Annotated in this window: 15 protein-coding genes; 9 read left to right on the forward strand and 6 right to left on the reverse strand. The window is 63.0% G+C overall.

From position 1 onward, the window contains the following. Nucleotides 1–31 precede the first annotated feature (31 nt). Nucleotides 32–1,387, reverse strand: a complete 1,356-nt coding sequence (locus ALTERO38_RS10125; RefSeq protein WP_159969677.1) for a heavy metal sensor histidine kinase — start codon at nucleotides 1,385–1,387, stop codon at nucleotides 32–34. Continuing rightward, entirely contained in the window at nucleotides 1,387–2,070 is a 684-nt protein-coding gene (locus ALTERO38_RS10130; RefSeq protein WP_148926363.1) for a heavy metal response regulator transcription factor, read from the reverse strand. The genes ALTERO38_RS10125 and ALTERO38_RS10130 overlap by 1 nt, the downstream gene beginning before the upstream one ends. Before the next feature lie 219 nt (nucleotides 2,071–2,289). Between ALTERO38_RS10130 and ALTERO38_RS10135 the strand changes: the two genes are divergently transcribed. From ALTERO38_RS10135 to ALTERO38_RS10160, 6 genes are all read left to right on the forward strand, one after another. After that, complete coding sequence (locus tag ALTERO38_RS10135) at nucleotides 2,290–2,553, forward strand: heavy-metal-associated domain-containing protein (protein WP_159968302.1); 264 nt, start codon at nucleotides 2,290–2,292, stop codon at nucleotides 2,551–2,553. 22 nt (nucleotides 2,554–2,575) lie between these two features. Continuing rightward, the gene (locus ALTERO38_RS10140; protein WP_159968303.1) at nucleotides 2,576–3,019 is read left to right on the forward strand and encodes a DUF411 domain-containing protein; all 444 of its coding nucleotides are present in this window, start codon (nucleotides 2,576–2,578) and stop codon (nucleotides 3,017–3,019) included. Nucleotides 3,020–3,100: 81 nt separating this feature from the next. Then, on the forward strand, nucleotides 3,101–4,909 hold the full coding sequence (locus ALTERO38_RS10145) for a copper resistance system multicopper oxidase (RefSeq protein WP_159968304.1): 1,809 nt from the start codon (nucleotides 3,101–3,103) through the stop codon (nucleotides 4,907–4,909). An 11-nt stretch (nucleotides 4,910–4,920) separates the two neighbouring features. Beyond that, nucleotides 4,921–5,250, forward strand: a complete 330-nt coding sequence (locus ALTERO38_RS10150) for a hypothetical protein (protein ID WP_159968305.1) — start codon at nucleotides 4,921–4,923, stop codon at nucleotides 5,248–5,250. Beyond that, nucleotides 5,240–6,220 carry a copper resistance protein B gene (locus ALTERO38_RS10155; protein WP_159968306.1) on the forward strand — a complete coding sequence of 327 codons (981 nt, stop codon included), beginning with the start codon at nucleotides 5,240–5,242 and terminating at the stop codon, nucleotides 6,218–6,220. The genes ALTERO38_RS10150 and ALTERO38_RS10155 overlap by 11 nt, the downstream gene beginning before the upstream one ends. An 11-nt stretch (nucleotides 6,221–6,231) precedes the next feature. Beyond that, nucleotides 6,232–6,900: a cytochrome c gene (locus tag ALTERO38_RS10160; protein ID WP_159969678.1), complete on the forward strand. Its 669-nt coding sequence runs from the start codon at nucleotides 6,232–6,234 to the stop codon at nucleotides 6,898–6,900. A gap of 48 nt (nucleotides 6,901–6,948) precedes the next feature. On the opposite strand, the gene mdoH is transcribed toward ALTERO38_RS10160, so the two are convergent. From mdoH to ALTERO38_RS10180, 4 genes are all read right to left on the reverse strand, one after another. Further along, on the reverse strand, nucleotides 6,949–9,534 hold the full coding sequence (mdoH, locus tag ALTERO38_RS10165; RefSeq protein ID WP_159968307.1) for a glucans biosynthesis glucosyltransferase MdoH: 2,586 nt from the start codon (nucleotides 9,532–9,534) through the stop codon (nucleotides 6,949–6,951). After that, nucleotides 9,527–11,044 carry a glucan biosynthesis protein G gene (locus ALTERO38_RS10170; RefSeq protein WP_148926986.1) on the reverse strand — a complete coding sequence of 506 codons (1,518 nt, stop codon included), beginning with the start codon at nucleotides 11,042–11,044 and terminating at the stop codon, nucleotides 9,527–9,529. The genes mdoH and ALTERO38_RS10170 overlap by 8 nt, the downstream gene beginning before the upstream one ends. Before the next feature lie 290 nt (nucleotides 11,045–11,334). After that, a complete protein-coding gene (bglX, locus tag ALTERO38_RS10175; RefSeq protein WP_159968308.1) occupies nucleotides 11,335–13,626 on the reverse strand; it encodes a beta-glucosidase BglX in 2,292 nt (763 codons plus the stop codon). 312 nt (nucleotides 13,627–13,938) lie between these two features. Next, the gene (locus ALTERO38_RS10180; RefSeq protein ID WP_159968309.1) at nucleotides 13,939–14,478 is read right to left on the reverse strand and encodes a DUF3087 domain-containing protein; all 540 of its coding nucleotides are present in this window, start codon (nucleotides 14,476–14,478) and stop codon (nucleotides 13,939–13,941) included. A gap of 250 nt (nucleotides 14,479–14,728) precedes the next feature. Here ALTERO38_RS10180 and ALTERO38_RS10185 point away from each other — a divergent pair, with 250 nt between their 5' ends. From ALTERO38_RS10185 to ALTERO38_RS10195, 3 genes are all read left to right on the forward strand, one after another. Then, nucleotides 14,729–15,283, forward strand: coding sequence for a hypothetical protein (locus ALTERO38_RS10185; protein ID WP_159968310.1), 555 nt, complete (start codon nucleotides 14,729–14,731; stop codon nucleotides 15,281–15,283). A gap of 158 nt (nucleotides 15,284–15,441) precedes the next feature. Next, entirely contained in the window at nucleotides 15,442–16,458 is a 1,017-nt protein-coding gene (locus tag ALTERO38_RS10190) for a ligase-associated DNA damage response exonuclease (RefSeq protein ID WP_159968311.1), read from the forward strand. Nucleotides 16,459–16,681: 223 nt separating this feature from the next. Then, entirely contained in the window at nucleotides 16,682–18,391 is a 1,710-nt protein-coding gene (locus ALTERO38_RS10195) for an ATP-dependent DNA ligase (protein ID WP_159968312.1), read from the forward strand. The last annotated feature ends 52 nt before the right edge of the window (nucleotides 18,392–18,443 follow it).

The following is an 18,443-nucleotide window of genomic DNA, read 5'->3' on the forward strand; positions in this document are numbered from 1 at the left end:
CCTGCCTCAAGTCAGCGTCGCCCGGCGGTGCTCAGTCAGCTGAGCGGAACAGGATATCGAACGACGTCCAGCCGTCGCGGCTGTTGCAATGGATCTCGCCATGGTGCGCCTCGATGATCGACCGGGTGATCGCCAAGCCCAGTCCGGCATTGCTCGGGCTGCCTTCCCGGCGCGCGGGGTCGACGCGATAGAAGCGGTCGAACAGTCGCGGCAAGTGTTGTTCAGGAATGCCCGCGCCCGGGTTGCCGATGCTCAGCGACACCCCCTGCTCGCCCGCCTCGATGGCCAGCTGGATCGTGCCGCCGTCGGGCGTATAGCGCAGCGCATTGGACAGCAGGTTCGACAGCGCGCGACGCAGCATGGCGGGATCCCCGTGGATGCGCGCATCGCCCGACAGCACGAAACGAATACCGCGCTCGTCGGCGGTCAGCTGGTAGAAGTCCAGCAACGTCTCGCACAGGGCATGCAGCTCGATCGACTGCCGCTCGGGAACGACCAGGCCGTTATCGGCTTTTGCCAGGAACAGCATGTCGTCAATCATCCGCGCCATGCGGCGCAGCTCGTCCAGATTGGAATACAGGTTTTCCTGGTAGTCCTCGCGGCTGCGCGCGCGGGTCAGAACCACCTCGGTGTGCGTCATCAGATTGGACAGTGGCGTGCGCAGCTCGTGGGCGATGTCGGCCGAGAAGTTCGACAGCCGCACAAAGGCGTCCTCCAGCCGCGCCAGCATCGCATTGAACGCCAGCACCAGCTGCTGCAACTCCGCCGGCGTCGACTCGGACGGAATGCGCTCGGTCAGCGACTTGGCCGACACCGATGCCGCCACCAGCGTCACCTCGCGCAACGGCCGCAGCCCACTACGTGCCAATAGCCAGCCGAGCCCGCCGCTGAGCAGCGCACAGAGCACCAGCGCGCCCCAGAGCCATCCCGCCAGCGTGTTCAGGAAGACTTTGTGCGTGGTGATATCGAGCGCCAACTCTATGCTCAGCGGACGACCCGCCACCTCGATGACGGCAGCCCTGCGACGCCACACCCGCGGCATGTCTGCGCTGACCGAACCATGCGCATGTGTTTCGGCCGCGTAGGCGGCGCCGCTGGCGGCAAACAGCACCTGACCCTCGGCATCGACTATCCGCACCGCCAGGTCGCTATGCCCGCCAAGCAATGCCTGCAGTTGCGGCCTCAGCGCGTCGAACCCGGCCAGATCATCGAGGCCCCGCAGCAGCTGTCGGCTGGCCTGGAGCTTGTCTTCCAGCGTATGCCGATCCAGCTCGTCGAAGTGATGCTGACTCAACTGGAAGAAAAAGAAGCCCGCCGCACCGAGCACGCCTGTGACCGCGAGCATGAACATCAGGCTCAGCCTGGCGGTTAGCGACAACTGCTTCATCATGCTGGGTCCGGCTCATCGATCATGTAGCCCATGCCACGCGCGGTATGGATGAGCTTGGGCTCGAAGCCATCGTCGATCTTCGCGCGAAGCCTGCGAATCGCCACCTCGATGACATTGGTGTCGCTGTCGAAATTCATGTCCCAGACCTGCGAGGCGATCAGCGACTTGGGCAGTACTTCGCCGCGGCGACGCAGCAGCAGCTCCAGCAGGGCGAACTCCTTGGCAGTCAGGTCGATGCGCTGGCCGGCACGGACTGCGCGGCGCTTGAGCAGATCCACCTCCAAATCAGCAATGCTCAGCTGAGTCTGCAAGGCAGCGGCACTGCCCCTGCGCAACAAGGTGCGCACCCGCGCCAGCAGTTCGGAAAAGGCAAACGGCTTGATCAGGTAGTCATCCGCGCCCAACTCCAAGCCCTTGACCCGGTCTTCCACGCGATCACGTGCGGTAAGGAACAACACCGGCACCTCTTGCCCCGCTGCACGAACCATGCGCAGCACCTCCCAGCCGTCCAGACCCGGCATCATCACATCCAAGATCAGCAGGTCGTAGGGCGTGCTCAGCACGTGCTGCAAGGCGTCAGTGCCGCTGGTGACGCGGTCGACAGAGAATCCTGCCTCGCTCAGGCCCTGCTGCAGGTAGGTTCCGGTTTTCGGTTCGTCTTCAGCGACCAGAAGCTTCATTCGGCTCGTCCTCTCTATCCATCATCCAAGTCTGCCGGTAACACCTCCGACGGACCACAAGCTGACAAAAAAGTAATGTTCCGCTCAGCTTGCAGAAAGCCGATTCAGGCTATGTTGACAGCCAGACGAAGCGTCAGAGGCAACACCTTGACCTTGCCATCAGGACAAGGTTGATGATCAAGCCTCGCCGGACTGGCCGGCATCTACAGAGGGCTTCTCATGAACTCCACCCAGCTTCAGGTTCAAGGCATGACGTGCGGCACCTGCGTTCGACACGTCACTCAGGCGTTGAGCACCATCGCCGGCGTCGAGGCTGTCGAGGTTGATTTGCAAAGCGGACGGGTTCGCATCGATGGGGATGTCGAAAATACAGCATTGATTGCCGCGCTGAACGGGGCCGGCTACCCCGCTCAGCTCACGAGCCAGACCACATCCGCCGCAGCACCGACAACAGGCTGTGGCAGCGGCTGCGGTTGCCGTTGATTTTCCATCAAGGAGTGCTGTCATGCGTTTCATAAAACCCAAGTTCGCATTCATTGCCGCCTTGTTTATGGCCGGCAGCGTCCATGCCGCTGATGTAATCGACGTGCACCGGGACGCCAACTGCGGTTGCTGCAAGGACTGGGTCAAGTACCTGCAGGCCAATGGTTTCGAGGTTCGCGACCATGTTGAAAGCAACATGTCGGCTGTCAAGGAGCGTCTGGGCGTGGCACCGCGGCTGGGCTCGTGCCATACCGGCGTGATCGACGGCAAATTCGTGGAAGGTCACGTGCCGGTCGCGCAGATCCGCGAGCTGCAACAACGCCACGACCTGCTTGGCGTGGCTGCGCCCGGTATGCCTGCCGGCTCACCCGGGATGGATTATGACCAGCCAGCACAGGCCTATCAGGTCATCGGGCTGACAGACAAAGGCACCGATCTGGTGTTGGCCAACTACCCGGCAGAGTGAATCTGGCCGAAACCTCTGCGTCTGCCTGCTTCAGCGCTGGCAGACGCATTTGCAATCAGAGCTGAGCACAACAGGATCTCCATGCGCCGTACATCATCGCGCCGTACCTTCGTCAAAAGTCTGGCCGCCGGAGGGATCGTCGCCGGGATGGGCGTCTGGCGTCAGCCTGTGTGGGCCGTTGCGCGTCCTCACCAGAACGCTGACCAGGGTGTATTGGCCGGAACGCAGTTCGACCTGACCATCGACTCGCTGGGGGTCAACTTCAGCGGTCGCGAGCGCACCGCAATGGCCATCAACGGGAGTATTCCCGGTCCTCTGCTGCGCTGGCGTGAAGGCGACACGGTGACGCTGCGAGTGCACAATCGCCTGCCGCAGGATACGTCGATCCACTGGCACGGCATCCTGCTGCCAGCCAACATGGACGGCGTGCCCGGCTTCAGTTTTGCTGGCATCGCACCGGATGGAATGTACGAGTACCGCTTCCGCGTCAAACAGAGCGGTACCTACTGGTATCACAGCCACTCCGCGTTTCAGGAACAGCTCGGTGTCTACGGGCCGCTGGTCATCGATCCGCTCGAGCCCGAACCCTTCGAGTACGAGCGTGACTACGTGGTGATGCTCACCGACTGGACCGATGAAGGCCCGGCCCGCGTACTCGACAAGCTGAAGAAGCAATCCGATTACTACAACCGCGGGCGGCGGACCCTCGGCGACTTCATCAATGATGTGGCCGACCAGGGCTGGCGCGAGACCGTTGGCAATCGCTGGGCCTGGGCAAAGATGAAGATGACGCCCACAGATCTCGCCGATATCAGCGGTGAAACTTACACCTATTTGCTCAATGGCCAGGCACCGGACGGCAACTGGACCGGTGCTTTCGAGCCGGGCGAGCGGGTGCGTCTGCGCCTGATCAACGGCTCGGCCATGACCTATTTCGACTTCCGCATTCCGGGCCTGAAGCTCACCGTGGTGGCCGTGGACGGGCAGAACGTCGAGCCGGTCGAGGTCGATGAACTGCGCCTGGCGGTCGCCGAAACGGTCGACGTGATCGTCACGCCGGATGGCGGTCAGGACGCCTATACCCTGTTCGCCCAATCACTGGACCGCAGCGGCTTCGCCCGTGGCACCCTGGCCGTTCGTCAGGGGCTGAGCGCGCCGGTACCAGAACCCGACGCCCGTCCTGAGCTGAGCATGGAGGACATGGGGCATGGCGATCACGGCGCACATGCGGCGGGCAACGATCAGCCGGCGATGCAGCACGAAGCTCCACAGCACGGCCAGATCAACCATGGCCAAATGGACCACAACGGCATGGGCGGCATGGACCATTCGGCAATGGGCCACGGTGGCGGTGCCAGCAGCCAGATGCAGACCCACCCTGCCAGTGAGAAGGGCAATCCGCTGGTCGACATGCAGACCATGATGCCAGTGCCAAAGCTGAATGACCCAGGTATCGGCCTGCGCGATAACGGCCGCCGCGTGCTCACCTACGCTGACCTGCGCAGCACCTTCCCCGACCCGGACGGCCGTGAGCCGACGCGCACCATCGAGCTGCACCTGACCGGCCATATGGAGCGCTTCGCCTGGTCATTCGACGGGATCCCGTACGCGAAATCCGAGCCGATCCGTCTCAAGTACGGCGAGCGGGTGCGCTTCGTGCTGGTCAACGACACCATGATGCACCACCCCATTCACCTGCATGGGTTGTGGAGCGATCTTGAGGATGAACACGGCCGGTTCCAGGTACGCAAGCACACCATCGACATGCCTCCCGGCTCCAAACGGAGCTATCGCGTCACGGCTGATGCACTCGGGCGCTGGGCTTACCACTGCCACATGCTGATGCACATGGACCTCGGGATGTTCCGCGAAGTCCGGGTCGAAGAATAAAGGAGAACCTCATGAGCATTATCAAGCGCAACTCACTGTTGGTGTTCGGCCTACTCGCCGCCCTGCCGCTGACCGCTCTGCAGGCACAGACCGAGCACGACGGTCACCATCCGGCTGAAACCTCGCCGCAGCAAGCCGCCCCCGAAGCTGGTCACCCGCAGAAGCCGCAACGCCGCATGATGAACCATGACGGGATGGGCCAGGGCAGCATGGATCCCGACCAGATGATGCAGATGCATGAGCAGCACATGGGGTCCGGGCAGATGAACCACGGCAACATGGGCTCAGCGCCTCATCAACCCCAGGGGCATGACGATAAGAGCCCGAAGCATGACCGTTAAGCTCGCGCTGCTAAGCGCGCTCTGCCTGGCTGCCGCGACCAGCCAGGCGCAGGAAGCGATGGACCACTCCGGCCATGCCGGCCACTCACCGGCCGCCCCCGTTCCCGCTGAAAGTCACCGTCATAACCACTCGCAGCCGAACCACACGCAATCGGACCGCGGCATGATGGATCATGGGGTGATGGATCATGAAGCGATGGACCATTCAGGTCACGCCATGCCGCATCCACCCCCAACGGGGATTCCGCCAGGCGAGGCACATCGCCCGCCTGTCCCGACGCTTAGTCCCGCCGACATCGATGCGGCCTTTCCCGACCTGCCCGAACACGGCATGCATCAGGGGAGCAGCCATTTCATGTTCGTCGCCGACGAGCTGGAATGGCAGGACGCCGATGCCGGAAGCACGCTGGCCTGGGATCTGAGTGGCTGGGCTGGCGGCGATATCGACCGGCTGGCCTTTCGCTCGGAAGGCGAGCGAACCAATGGGCATACCGAAGAAGCCGAACTGCAGCTGCTCTGGAGCCACGCAATAGGTCCCTGGTGGGAAACCGTCGCCGGTGTCCGCCAAGACTTCGAACCCGGCTCGCCGCAAACCTGGGCGGCATTCGGCGTGCAGGGAATGCCACTGTTTGGGCTGGAAACCGAGGCCACAGCGTTCCTTGGCGAGGGCGGTCAGTCCGCGCTCCGGTTGGAAGCCGAGTACGACCTGCTGCTGACGCAGCGTTGGGTGCTTCAGCCCACCGCCGAGCTTAATCTGAATGGACGCACGGACGCATCCCGTGGCATCGGCTCCGGGCTCAGCGACGCGAGCGTCGGGCTTCGGTTGCGCTATGAGATCAGCCGACAGTTCGCCCCTTACGTGGGCGTCAGCTGGAGCCGGGCTTACGGCAACAGCGCCGAGCTGCTGCGGGCGGAGGATGAAGACACAAGCGAGGCTCGCCTGGTGGCGGGTATCCGATTCTGGTTCTGAGGTAATGGATGATGCTCAAAACCCTGACGACACTGCTACTGGCTGCAGTGGCATTGGTGCTGGCCGCTGCGGCCGTGGTGTATTTCGGAGTCGTCAACGTCGGAGCCGACGTGCCGCATAGCGGGCCGATCCACGCGCTGTTGGAGACCGCCCGCCAGCGCTCCGTGGCGGTCCGTGCCGAAGCTATCGAGGTGCCGGAACTGGGCGATGCCGAACTCATTCGCTCAGGTGCTGGCAACTACGAAGCCATGTGCGTCGTTTGCCATCTCGCACCGGGTACCGGACCGACCGAGCTGAGCGAAAATCTCAGCCCGGCGCCGCCGAATCTGACTGACGCAAACCGCAAGCGCGACCCTGCCGAGGACTTCTGGACGATCAAACACGGGATTCAGGCCTCCGGTATGCCCGCATGGGGCCGGAGCATGGAAGACCGCTACATCTGGGAGCTGGTCGCCCTGCTCGAGCAACTGCCCGAGCTGACAGCCATGGAATACAAAGCGCTGGTGGCCACGAGCGGTGGTCATCATCACGGCGGTGGGGAAACCCACATGCCCAGCGCTGCGCCCGTGGCTAAAGGCGATCACCATAGCGACATGCACTCGTCTGGAAACCACCATCAGGCAGCGGAGCCCAAGCCTGACATCCACCGTCATGCCGACGGCAGCGATCACGTTCATTGACCCGCTACTCCGCGGCGTCTGGCTCAGACGCCGTTGAGTCTCTTCGGTTTAGCCCTGGGATGCAGCGACTGTTTCGCTGCTAGACGCGTCACCGAAGCCAGACGGACGATAGGCATCGCGCCACGCCTGATAGCGCTGATCTTGCCAGACCCGCGAATGCAACTGCGCCATGCCGTCCGGATCGTTCAGCAAGCGCCAGCGAGCCGCTTCGGCAGCCCCGTTTGGCCCCGCATCGAGGATCTGCTGCATACGTTGTTCACGCAGCGACTCGGCACCCGCAACCACCTTGGCATGCCGCGCCCGCGCCATGCCGCACACCAGCGCGTTGTAGATCGGATCGACAGTGGCCGCGATAAAGCCGTTCGCCAACGCGTTGACCTGGTTCTCCCGCGTGTAGCGGTCGGTCGATGCCAGTTCCTGCGGCGGCTGGAATTCCTCGGGGATGAGGAACAACTTGCGGCGAAACGCGGCCTGCCCCAGGCCCGTGCGGCTAGTGATCACCGATACCGGCGCCGACAGGATCAGCGAAACCACGATCGGCGCCAACCACCAGAGGAAGGCTGGGTCTAGCCATCCCACCAGCGCCATCCAGAGTACGCCCAGCAGCATCTGCGGACCGTGCCGGCGCAAGGCTTCGCTCCAGGGTGTCGCATTATCGGCGCGCTGCGGTGAGTTCCACTGCACCGACCAGCCGAGGAACGCGGCGCTGACGAACACCGTGTGGAACAACATGCGCACCGGCGCGGCCAGCATGGAAAACAGGCTTTCCAGCAGCATCGACAGCAGCAGGCGAGCACGCCCGCCGTACTCGTGAGCGCCCTGAATGCAGATCAGCAATACGCTGAGCAGCTTCGGCAGGAACAGCAGCGTCAGCGTCGCCGAGAACAGCGCAATAGCCTCCTGCGGATGCCATTGCGGCCACAGCGGATACAGCTGATTCGGCTGCAGGAAGTACTCCGGCACCATCAGCGTATGAATCGCCAGCAGCCCGGTCGACAGCGCCAGAAAGACGAACCACAGCGGCGCCGACAGGTAGGACATCACCCCTGTCAGGAACACGAAGCGGTGCACCGTGTGCATGCCCTTGACTAGGAACAGCCGGAAATTCATCAGGTTGCCGTGGCACCAGCGACGGTCGCGTTTAAGCTCGTCGAGCAGGTTCGGTGGCAACTCCTCGTAGCTGCCCGGCAGGTCATAGGCAATCCACACCCCCCACCCCGCACGACGCATCAGCGCCGCTTCGACGAAGTCGTGGGACAGGATGTCGCCCGCGAACGCACCTTTGCCAGGCAAAGGCGCCAGAGCGCAGTGCTCGATGAAGGGTTTGACCCGGATGATCGCGTTGTGACCCCAGTAGTGGGACTCGCCCAACTGCCAGAAATTGAGCCCGGCCGTGAACAGCGGGCCATAGACCCGCGTGGCGAACTGCTGCATGCGCGCATACAGCGTGTCCATGCCGGACGCCTTCGGCGCCGTCTGGATAATGCCTGCGCCGGGGTTGGCTTCCATCAGCCGCACCAGACTGGTCAGGCAGTCGCCACTCATGACGCTGTCAGCGTCGAGCACCACCATGTAACGGTAGCTGCTGCCCCAGCGACGGCAGAAGTCGTCGATGTTGCCGCTCTTGCGCTTCACACGGCGACGCCGGCGCCGGTAGAAGATATGGCCGAAGCCATCGACGCTCCTACAGACCTCCAGCCAGGCCTTCTGCTCGGCGACGCAGGTGTCGGGATCGTTACTGTCACTGAGCACGAAAATATCGAAGTGCTCCAGCTGTCCCGTCGCCTTGAGCGACTCGAACGTCGCGCGCAGTCCGGCGAACACCCGCGGCACGTCTTCGTTGGCAATGGGCATCACCAGCGCCGTGCGTGCCTCGCGCGGGATCGGCTCATCGCCGAGGGTCGTTGCCGAAATGTTGTATTGGTCGTGCCCCTTGAGCAGCTGAAAGAAGCCCATCAGCGCCGTCCAGAAGCCCACCGACACCCAGCAGAACAACAGCGCGAACAGCAGCAGAATGCTCGTCTGCACCACATACGGAAGGATCTGCCGTGCGGATTCCTGCAGCGGCTGCTGAAACACCTCCTGCAGATCGATCAGCGCCCAGCCCTGGTACGGCAGCACCGATTTCATGTGCCAGGTGGCTATCACCGTCTGCACCAGCATGAGCACCAGCAATGTGGCGCGCCGGACGCCTGCCACCTTGCGCCAGCCAGAACGATCAACGGACTGAGCAGGCGGCAGCTCCACCGTGCGGTTCTTCTTGTGTAGCAAGCGCCACCAGCTCAGCCGCAACACGTTGGTATGCCAGGGTTCCGGCACCATGCGTGTGCGCACGATGGGTGGTGTCGACTCGATGCAGGTGCGGCCCTGATGGTCAAGCGTGAGGGCTTTGGCACGCTCCAGGGTTTCGCCCCAGCCGAGTTTCAGCCGAGCAGCAACCGAGCCCAGCAGAGCACCTCCGCCCGGCTCGGTGTTATCGGGAGTCGGCACAGCTCGACCCAACGCCCGGTGAATATCCGCCAGCCCACCGTCGCCCTGCTCCAGGTTCTGGATAAGGGCCTGGCGCTGCGGGTCATCAAGGGGCAGCTGGCTGATGTAGCGCCCGGTAATCGCCGGGTCCACGGGACTATTCATTGGTCGGAATCTGGTAGCTCCAGGTTTCGGAAAGCGTCTTCTCGCCTTCCACCAGGGCTGCGCGCAGTTCCACCGGACGTTTGGGATCGCGCACCTTCAGACGCAAGGTCAGGCGCCAGCCATCAGTCACCGGGTTGTGCCGCAGGTTGTTTTCCACCAATTCGGCGTTCTCGCCGATGCTGACCCGCGTGGTGACCGGCGCATCCGCCGGCAGTTCGGCCAGAGTGGGGCCAACGAAATCGACGATCAGCGCGGTGCTGCCGTCAGGCTGACGAATCAGGTTGGACTGTTTGACGTCGCCTGCAGACAGGCGCGTCTGGCTGACCCAGGCGAGCTGCTGATCATGCAGCGCCGGTTCATCCAGGGTGAAGTGCAGACGGTACTCGAAGTCCAGCGGCTCGCCGGGCTCGGGTTGCTGCTCCGGCACCCAGAACGCGACGATGTTGTCATTGGTTTCGTCAGGCGTCGGAATCTCGATCAATTCCACGCGACCCTTGCCCCAATCGCCCTTGGGCTCGACCCAGCCGCTGGGGCGCAGCTCGTAGCGGTCGTCCAGATCCTCGTAGCGGTTGAAATCGCGGGTGCGCTGGAGCAGACCGAAACCGCGCGGGTTCTCGACCGCATAACTGCTGATCGCCAGTCGCTTGGGATTGTTCAACGGCCGCCAGATCCACTCGTCTGCACCGGTGTGAATCGCCAGCCCTTCGGAGTCATGCAGCTGCGGCCGATAGTTGAGCAGGTCACTGGGCTGGTTGGCGCCGAACAGATACATGCTGGTCAGCGCACCGATGCCGAGTTTTTCCACTGGCTCGCGCAGAAAGACGCGCGCTTTGACATCGACCGTACTGTCCTTGCCCGGCGTAACCACCATCCGATAGGCACCGGTGGCACGGGGCGAATCGAGCAGCGCATAGATCACCAGATTGCGGCGATCGGCTTCGGGGCGTTCGATCCAGAACTCACGGAAGCGCGGGAACTCTTCTCCGCTTGGCAACGCAGTATCGATAGCCAGACCACGCGCAGACAGGCCGTATACCTGATCCTTGCCGATCACCCGGAAATAGCTGGCACCGAGCAGCGTCATCAGCTCGTCGGCCTTATCCGCCTTGTTCAGCGGATAGAGCACCTTGAAGCCGGCAAAGCCCAGGTTTTCCAGCGCAGCAGGTTCAATCTCGACCTTGCCGAATTCGAACATGTCAGGGTTATAGCGGACCTTTTCGACGCCTTTTGCGGTGATCTCATTGATCCGCACCGGCACGTTGAAGTGCATGCCCTGGTGATAGAACTGCACCTCGAAGGGCGTCGGCGCGTCGTGCCATAGCGCTTTGTCGCCACGGAAACGCAATTGCTGATAATCGGCAAAGGCCATGTTGCGAAACACCGGCGGCAGATTGCTCTGCGGCGCCGTATAGTCTTCGGCCGCCAGCTTTTCCGCCTTGGCCGCCACATCATCTAGGCTGAACGCCCAGCTACTGCTGGCAAACAGTCCCACACACAGACTCAACGTCATTCCCAGTGCCCGACTCGTGCGAGCGCCTGTTTTGAAATGATAGGTACGTGACACATTGCCTCCTGAGCAATCGCGATTACCGCTGACCGCGTAGCGGCCCGGTTTGCTGTCATTGGTCTTCCTCAGTGGCAAATGATTCACTGGAAAGCCAAGCAAAGCGGCAAATCATCCCACGCCGCATGGGCGCCGGATAGCTGCTCCGAGAGGTCTTTTTTTCAGATTGCTCAATGCCGCTCAGCCCCCAGCCAGAGCGGGCTGAAGGCCAGGCGGCCAGCGCTCGACTGAACGCCTTACAGAAGGGTGAATTGCCCCCGTTTTACAGCAGCTGAATCCAGCCCGATCTGCACCTCAAACACGCCGGGCTCGGCTACCCGATCGAGCTGCGCGTTGACGAATTTCAGGTCTTCTTCAGTGAGTTTGAAGCGGACTTCCTGCGTCTCGCCGGCTTTGAGGAACACCTTGCGAAACCCTTTGAGTTCCTTGACCGGACGAATCACCGACGCCACCTCGTCGCGAAGGTACAGCTGCACGACTGTCGCGCCCTCACGCGACCCGGTGTTCTTCAGCGTCACGCTGGCTTCCACGCCGTCGCCGCGTTTCATGGTCGGACTGGACAAGCGCACCTCGGACAGTTCGAAGTCGGTGTAGCTCAGGCCATAACCGAAGGGGTACAGCGGCCCATTGGGTTCTTCGAAGTACTGCGAGGTGTAGTTGCCCGGCTTGCCCTCGACATAGGGCCGACCGACGCGCAGATGGTTGTAGTAAGTAGGGATCTGCCCGACCGAACGTGGGAAGGAGATCGGCAGCTTGCCAGCCGGGTTCTGGTCGCCAAACAGCACGTCAGCGATGGCATGCCCGCCTTCGGTACCGCTGAACCAGGTTTCAACAACTGCGTCGGCGTTGGCCTTAGCCCAGTTCAGGTCCAGCGGACGGCCGTTCATCAGCACCAGCACCAGTGGCTTGCCGGTTTTCTTGAGCGCCCTCAGAAGCGCCTGCTGGCTCTCAGGAATCTGCAGGCTGGTGCGGCTTGACGCTTCATGAGACATGCCGCGCGATTCGCCCACTGCCGCAACGATTACGTCAGCCTTTTCGGCAAGCGCGACCGCTTCGGCAATCATCGTCTCTGCCGAACGCGAATCCTGCACCACCTCGGGTTTGTCCCAGTTGAGGAAATTCAGGTACTCGACCATGTGTGGGTCGTCGGTGATATTGGCGCCGAGGGCATGGTGCACAACGGCTTCATCACCCACCGCATCAAGCAAGCCCTGACGCACGGTGACTGACTGTTTGGCAACGCCCGCTGCGGACCAGCTGCCCATCATGTCGACCGGCGAATCGGCCAGCGGCCCCACCAGCGCGATGGTTCCGCGCTTTTGCAGGGGCAAGGTCTGCTTCTTGTTTTCAAGCAGCACGATTGATTCACGCGCTACGGCTCTGGCGGCTTCGCGATGCAAACGGCTTTCCGCGTTGACGTCTGCTGGATCGTCCTCTGCCGACCCGATGCGCCGGAACGGATCATGAAACAGACCCATGTCGTACTTGGCGCCAAGCACCTCGCGCACAGCCGTGTCGATCTCACCGATCCCGACCTCACCCGACGCCACCAGCCCCGGCAGTTCCTCGCGATACAAGGCGTCGGCCATGCTCATGTCGATGCCGGCCTTGATCGCCAGCTTTGCCGCCTCGCGGCCATCCTTTGCAACGCCATGCCGGATCAGCTCGCTGATCGCCCCGTGGTCGCTGAGGGCCACACCGTCAAAGCCCCAGTCACGCCGCAGCAAATCCTGAAGCAGCCAGGTGTTGGCGCTGGCTGGTACCCCATTGATGGAATTCAGCGCAACCATCACTCCGCCCGCTCCGGCATCGATAGCGGCTTGGTAGGGCGGCAGGTAGTCCTGATGCATGCGCATCGGGCTCATATCCACCACGTTGTAGTCACGCCCGCCTTCAACCGCACCGTAGAGGGCGAAATGCTTGACGCTCGCAGTCACGCTGTCCGCTGCAGTGGGCGACTCGCCCTGATAGGCCTGCACCATGGTTCGCGCGATTTCCGAGACCAGATAGGGGTCTTCGCCAAACCCTTCGGAGGTCCGCCCCCAACGCGGATCGCGGGAGATATCCACCATCGGCGCAAAGGTCATGTCCAGACCGTCGGCACTGGCTTCAATGGCCTGCACGCGCCCGCTGGTAGCGATGGTGTCGAGATCCCAGCTCGAGGCCAGGCCCAGGCCGATGGGAAAGATCGTCCGGTGGCCATGAATGACGTCATAGGCAAAGAAGATCGGAATCTTCATTCGGCTGCGCAACGCCGCTTCCTGCATCGGCCGGTTGTCATGCCGGGTCACCGTATTGAAGGTGCCGCCAATGTGGCCGGCCGCCAGCTCATCGAGAATGCGCTCGCGCGGCATGTCGCCGCCTATGCTGATCAGCCGCAACTGGCCGACCTTTTCTTCCAGCGTCATCTTTTCGATCAGGCTGGCGATGAACGCCGGCTTGTCATCCAGCAACGGAGAGCGGGGCTCGGCGGCGACTGATTGCAGCGAAAGACCGGCCATCAGACCGAGCAGATACAGCCTTTTCATTATTGGGAAATTCCTGAGCCTGAGAGGCTAATGAGACGAACCATCTGATTCCGGCAGCGCCGGCACAAGCGGTGCCGAGTATGGGTTTTCCGATGGCTTACAACCAGTGCTATGCAACGTCGGCGCAGCCGTTGCAGCGTGCGGTTACGGGCCTCTGGAATGACAGGCATGCAAGCCGCGCAGGGCCTGTTGCCAGCACACCAGAGTGCTCAGTTGTGTGAGCCGGCGGGAGTGCGCTCACCGGACGACGTCGGCGGGTGTGGTCGGGATAGGCAGCATCGGCCCACTCCATTGGCGAACCGCTTTCCCGGATTACTTTCCTGCAGGGAAACGCTTCACGGCGGCCAGCCAGGCGTCATCCAGGCGGTTCTGATCGGTATCCATTCCGCGCGCTTCCATCAACTCTCGATGCTGATTGATTTTCCCTATCACTTCGCTGAGCGAGGCGCTGTTGCCATCGAGCTGATGCATCTGCGTTAGCCCGAGATGATAGAAGCGCAGCAGCTTGATCGCTTCGAGATCATCCGTCGCCACGCCCGCCGTGACATGGTGCATGACATTGGTAACACTCATCAGGCTGCGCTTGAGACGCCAACCGTAAGCCGCGCAGGACATCCACGGCTGCTTGAGATAGACAGAACGCACCAATGCTGCAGTAAGCAGCAAACCAGCCACGACCCCTGCAATGTTCCACTTCAGGTTATCGGCCCCCGTCTCGCCGAACAGCGCAACGGCCAGGGTCGCCAGCCCCATCGCCAGCACTGCAAAGGTCACGGCGACAACTAGCGTGCTGCGTCGCGTCTGTTGCCTGTAGGTTTCCGGGCTGAGCGACTTGATTTCGAATACCACCATGAGTTCGCGATCCTTGGGCTGGGCAGGTAATAGAGTGCCGACGGGCGCGGCATTATCACCCAGCCAATCATCGAGCAGCTGACGCGGGACAGCCTTTGTATCGCCTGCTGCCGACCACTATTGAGGCTTACAGCTCGGCATGCCAACGCCGTCGCAGCACAGACAGCGCAGCGGACCCGCCGGCTTTCAAGCGCCCGTACCAGGCTCTATGATCAGCGCATCCCACCTTCGGCCGCCAAAGGACCTCCTCATGAGCCGCTATGAAATATCGTTTTCCGGCGAACTCGCTCCGGGCGCCAAGCTGGAGCAGGTCGAGGCCAACCTGACTCGCCTGTTTCAGGCCGACGCCCAGCGCATCGCCTTGCTGTTTTCCGGTCGGCGAATCGTAATCAAGCAGGATCTCGACCATGCCAGCGTCGAGAAGTACCGCCAGGCCATGGCGCGCGCCGGCGCCATCGCCGAGGTCCGCCCGATGCCGGTTGAAGTCGAGGAAATCGAGCTCGCCCCACCACCGTCGGAAGATCCGGCACCGGCACCGCTGGCTTCCGCCGCTCAGGCGTCGCCTCAACCCTTGAAGGTGGCCCCACGGGATGAGTACATGGCTGCGTTCGTCGACGTCGAGGCGCCAGACTTCGGCATCGCGCCGGTCGGCGTGGACCTGCAGGACGCACAACCCGAGCCCAAGGCCCCGCCTGTGGACCTGTCCCAGTTCAGCCTGGCGCCGGTGGGCAGCGACATGGGTGAACGGCGCCGTGCCAGCGATGCGCCGGTGCCGGACACCTCTCACCTGAAGCTGGTGGACTGATCCCCGCCCTGCTGGATGACTTTCCCCTAACCCACCTGAACAGAGGCGCCCTCCCGGCCCTGTAGGGTGGGCTCAAGATCACCGACGCAACCTTGCGGGCGAACTCCCAACGCCGACCCGGGCTCCAACCTTACAAGCCCGCAAAGTGCCGCTCACTCATGGACCTTGTCGTTGCCCGCCCCGAAGGCCTCTACTGCCCACCCGGTGATTTCTACATCGATCCCTGGCGCCCGGTCGATCGCGCCGTCATCACCCACGCTCACGGCGACCATGCCCGCTGGGGCATGGCCCACTACCTGGCCTCGAGCGACAGTGAAGGCATACTCCGTTCGCGGATCGCCGCCGACATGCCATTGCAGACGCTGGCCTATGGCGAGTCCGTCGATCATCACGGTGTAAAGCTTAGCTTCCACCCTGCCGGTCACGTGCTCGGCTCGGCCCAGGTGCGACTGGAATACAAAGGCGAAGTCTGGGTCGCCTCGGGCGACTATAAAGTCGAGCCGGACGGTACCTGTGCGCCCTTCGAGCCGGTGCGCTGTCACACCTTCATCACTGAATCGACCTTCGGCCTGCCGATCTACAAGTGGCCGTCACAGGCTCAGGTGTTTCGTGAGATCAACGACTGGTGGCGCGCCAACGCCGCCGCCGGGCGCGCCAGCGTGCTGTTCTGCTACGCCTTCGGCAAGGCGCAGCGCATCCTGCACGGCCTGGACGAAAGCATCGGCACCATCGTGGTCCACGGCGCGGTGGAGCCGCTGAACAAGGTCTACCGCGAAGGCGGTGTTTACCTGCCGCCAACCGTTTATGCCGGCGACCTGAAAAAAGGCGACCCGCGCCTGAAGCACGCCATCATCCTCGCCCCTCCCTCGGCAGGTGGTAGCACCTGGATGCGTCGCTTCGGTGACTATGCCGACGCCTTTGCCAGCGGCTGGATGATGCTGCGCGGCACCCGTCGTCGGCGCGGGGTCGATCGCGGCTTCGTGCTCTCCGATCACGCCGACTGGCCCGGCCTGCTCTGGACCATCGAGCAGACCGGCGCCGAGCGGGTGATGGTGACCCACGGGTCCGTGCCGATTCTGGTCCGTTACCTGCGCGAAATGCGCGGTCTCGACGCCCAGGCCTTCGAGACCGAGTACGGCGACGAGGACGACGCCACGACTCAGGAGGCCGAATGATCCTCAGGCTGGCCCTACACTACGTGCCGAAAGATACCGTTGCGGAACCGCCAGACTTTCCTTGCAGGTGCGAGATTGCTCGCGAACCGGATCCTTCGCGTCGCCACGGTTCGCCAGCAAGCTGGCTCCTACAGAAGAGCACCCGCGTAGCAGCACGACGCCAGACCTGTAGGAGCGAGCTTGCTCGCGAACCGGCCGCACCACGCCGGTACGGAGGCGCCATATGAAAGCCTTCGCCACCCTCTACAGCCGCCTCGACGCCACCACCTCGAGCAACGCCAAGCTCGCGGCGATGCGGGACTACTTTCGTGAAGCCGACCCGGCCGACGCCGCCTGGGCGGTGTATTTCCTGGCCGGCGGCCGACCGCGTCAGCTGGTGCCGACCCGCGTGCTGCGCGAGACCGCCATGCAGGCCTCGGCGCTGCCGGAATGGTTGTTCGAGGAGAGCTACCAGGCGGTTGGCGACATGGCTGAAACCATCTCGCTGCTGATGCCCGAGGCCGAACACAGCTCCGACGACGGGCTGGCCGTGTGGATGCAGGACAAGCTGCTGCCATTGCGCGGCCTGCCGCCGGAAGAACTGGCCGAGCGATTACCCGCGCTATGGACACAGCTGGATCGCCTGAGCCTGATGGTCTGCATCAAGCTGATCACCGGCGCCTTTCGCGTGGGCGTATCGAAACTGCTGGTCACCCGCGCACTGGCTTCGTTGGCCGATCTCGATCCCAAGCGCGTGGCGCAGCGGCTGGTGGGCTATACCGATCTGTCGCACCGCCCCAGCGCCGAGGGATACCGCGCGCTGATCGCCGACGAATCCGAGCACGAACACGCGCAGCGTGGCGGCCAGCCCTACCCCTTCTTTCTTGCCCACCCGCTGCAGGCACCTGTCGAGGAATTCGACACCCTGCTCGGCGCACCGGAGAACTGGTTCATCGAATGGAAGTGGGACGGCATTCGCGCACAGCTGGTCAAGCGTGATGGGCGGATCTGGGTCTGGTCCCGTGGTGAAGAGCTGGTCAGTGAGCGCTTTCCGGAACTGTGCGAACTGGCCAGCTGCCTGCCGGACGGCACCGTGATCGACGGCGAAATCCTGGTCTGGAAGCACGCACCCGGCGAGCCGAAGCAAGAACTCTTCGAGCAACCTGAAGGCGATGATGCCGAAGCAGTCGAGCGCTTCGGCGTGCAGCCCTTCGCGCTGTTACAGCAGCGTATCGGGCGCAAGAACCTGACCGCCAAGGTCCTGCAGGACGCCCCGGTCGCGGTGCTCGCGTATGACCTGCTCGAATGGCAGGGCGATGACTGGCGGCAACGCGAACATCGTGAACGCCGGCAGCAACTCGAAACGGTGGTCAAAAATTGTCCGAACCCTCGGCTGATGCTGTCACCCCTGGTCACGGGCAAGAACTGGAACGATCTCGCGCAACAACGCGAGGCGTCGCGAGCGCGCGGCGTCGAGGGCATGATGATTAAGGCCCGCGCCGCGCAATACGGCGTCGGCCGGACCAAGGACGTAGGCGTCTGGTGGAAATGGAAGATCGATCCCTACTCCATCGATGCCGTGCTGATTTACGCTCAGCGTGGGCACGGGCGCCGCGCCAGCCTCTACACCGACTACACCTTTGCAGTGTGGGACGGCGAACCGGGCGACCCGGAGCGCAAGCTGGTGCCCTTCGCCAAGGCCTATTCCGGGCTGACCGACGAGGAGATGCGCAAGGTCGACGCCATCGTGCGCAAGACCACCGTGGAGAAATTCGGCCCCGTTCGTAGCGTGACGCCAACCCTGGTGTTCGAACTTGGCTTCGAGGGAATCGCCGCCAGCAGTCGGCACAAGAGCGGCATCGCCGTGCGCTTCCCGCGCATGCTGCGCTGGCGCCTCGACAAGCCTGTGGCTGAGGCCGATACGCTGGAGACGCTGAAGGAATTGCTGGGATGATCCGACGCACGGGAGAAGCCAGGCTGCCCTGCGCAGGTGCCGGCTTGCCGGC

Origin of the sequence: Pseudomonas sp. 9Ag, from assembly GCF_902506445.1 — a bacterium.
GTDB classification, from domain to species: Bacteria; Pseudomonadota; Gammaproteobacteria; order Pseudomonadales; family Pseudomonadaceae; genus Stutzerimonas; species Stutzerimonas stutzeri_AB.

Coding starts and splice junctions, on each gene's coding strand:
- bglX (WP_159968308.1), bottom strand. CDS start 13,626: ATGAAAAGGCTGTATCTGCTCGGTCTGATGGCCGGTCTTTCGCTGCAA.
- ALTERO38_RS10185 (WP_159968310.1), top strand. CDS start 14,729: ATGAGCCGCTATGAAATATCGTTTTCCGGCGAACTCGCTCCGGGCGCC.
- ALTERO38_RS10130 (WP_148926363.1), bottom strand. CDS start 2,070: ATGAAGCTTCTGGTCGCTGAAGACGAACCGAAAACCGGAACCTACCTG.
- ALTERO38_RS10180 (WP_159968309.1), bottom strand. CDS start 14,478: ATGGTGGTATTCGAAATCAAGTCGCTCAGCCCGGAAACCTACAGGCAA.
- ALTERO38_RS10135 (WP_159968302.1), top strand. CDS start 2,290: ATGAACTCCACCCAGCTTCAGGTTCAAGGCATGACGTGCGGCACCTGC.
- ALTERO38_RS10140 (WP_159968303.1), top strand. CDS start 2,576: ATGCGTTTCATAAAACCCAAGTTCGCATTCATTGCCGCCTTGTTTATG.
- ALTERO38_RS10125 (WP_159969677.1), bottom strand. CDS start 1,387: ATGAAGCAGTTGTCGCTAACCGCCAGGCTGAGCCTGATGTTCATGCTC.
- ALTERO38_RS10145 (WP_159968304.1), top strand. CDS start 3,101: ATGCGCCGTACATCATCGCGCCGTACCTTCGTCAAAAGTCTGGCCGCC.
- ALTERO38_RS10170 (WP_148926986.1), bottom strand. CDS start 11,044: ATGACGTTGAGTCTGTGTGTGGGACTGTTTGCCAGCAGTAGCTGGGCG.
- ALTERO38_RS10150 (WP_159968305.1), top strand. CDS start 4,921: ATGAGCATTATCAAGCGCAACTCACTGTTGGTGTTCGGCCTACTCGCC.
- ALTERO38_RS10155 (WP_159968306.1), top strand. CDS start 5,240: ATGACCGTTAAGCTCGCGCTGCTAAGCGCGCTCTGCCTGGCTGCCGCG.
- mdoH (WP_159968307.1), bottom strand. CDS start 9,534: ATGAATAGTCCCGTGGACCCGGCGATTACCGGGCGCTACATCAGCCAG.
- ALTERO38_RS10195 (WP_159968312.1), top strand. CDS start 16,682: ATGAAAGCCTTCGCCACCCTCTACAGCCGCCTCGACGCCACCACCTCG.
- ALTERO38_RS10160 (WP_159969678.1), top strand. CDS start 6,232: ATGCTCAAAACCCTGACGACACTGCTACTGGCTGCAGTGGCATTGGTG.
- ALTERO38_RS10190 (WP_159968311.1), top strand. CDS start 15,442: ATGGACCTTGTCGTTGCCCGCCCCGAAGGCCTCTACTGCCCACCCGGT.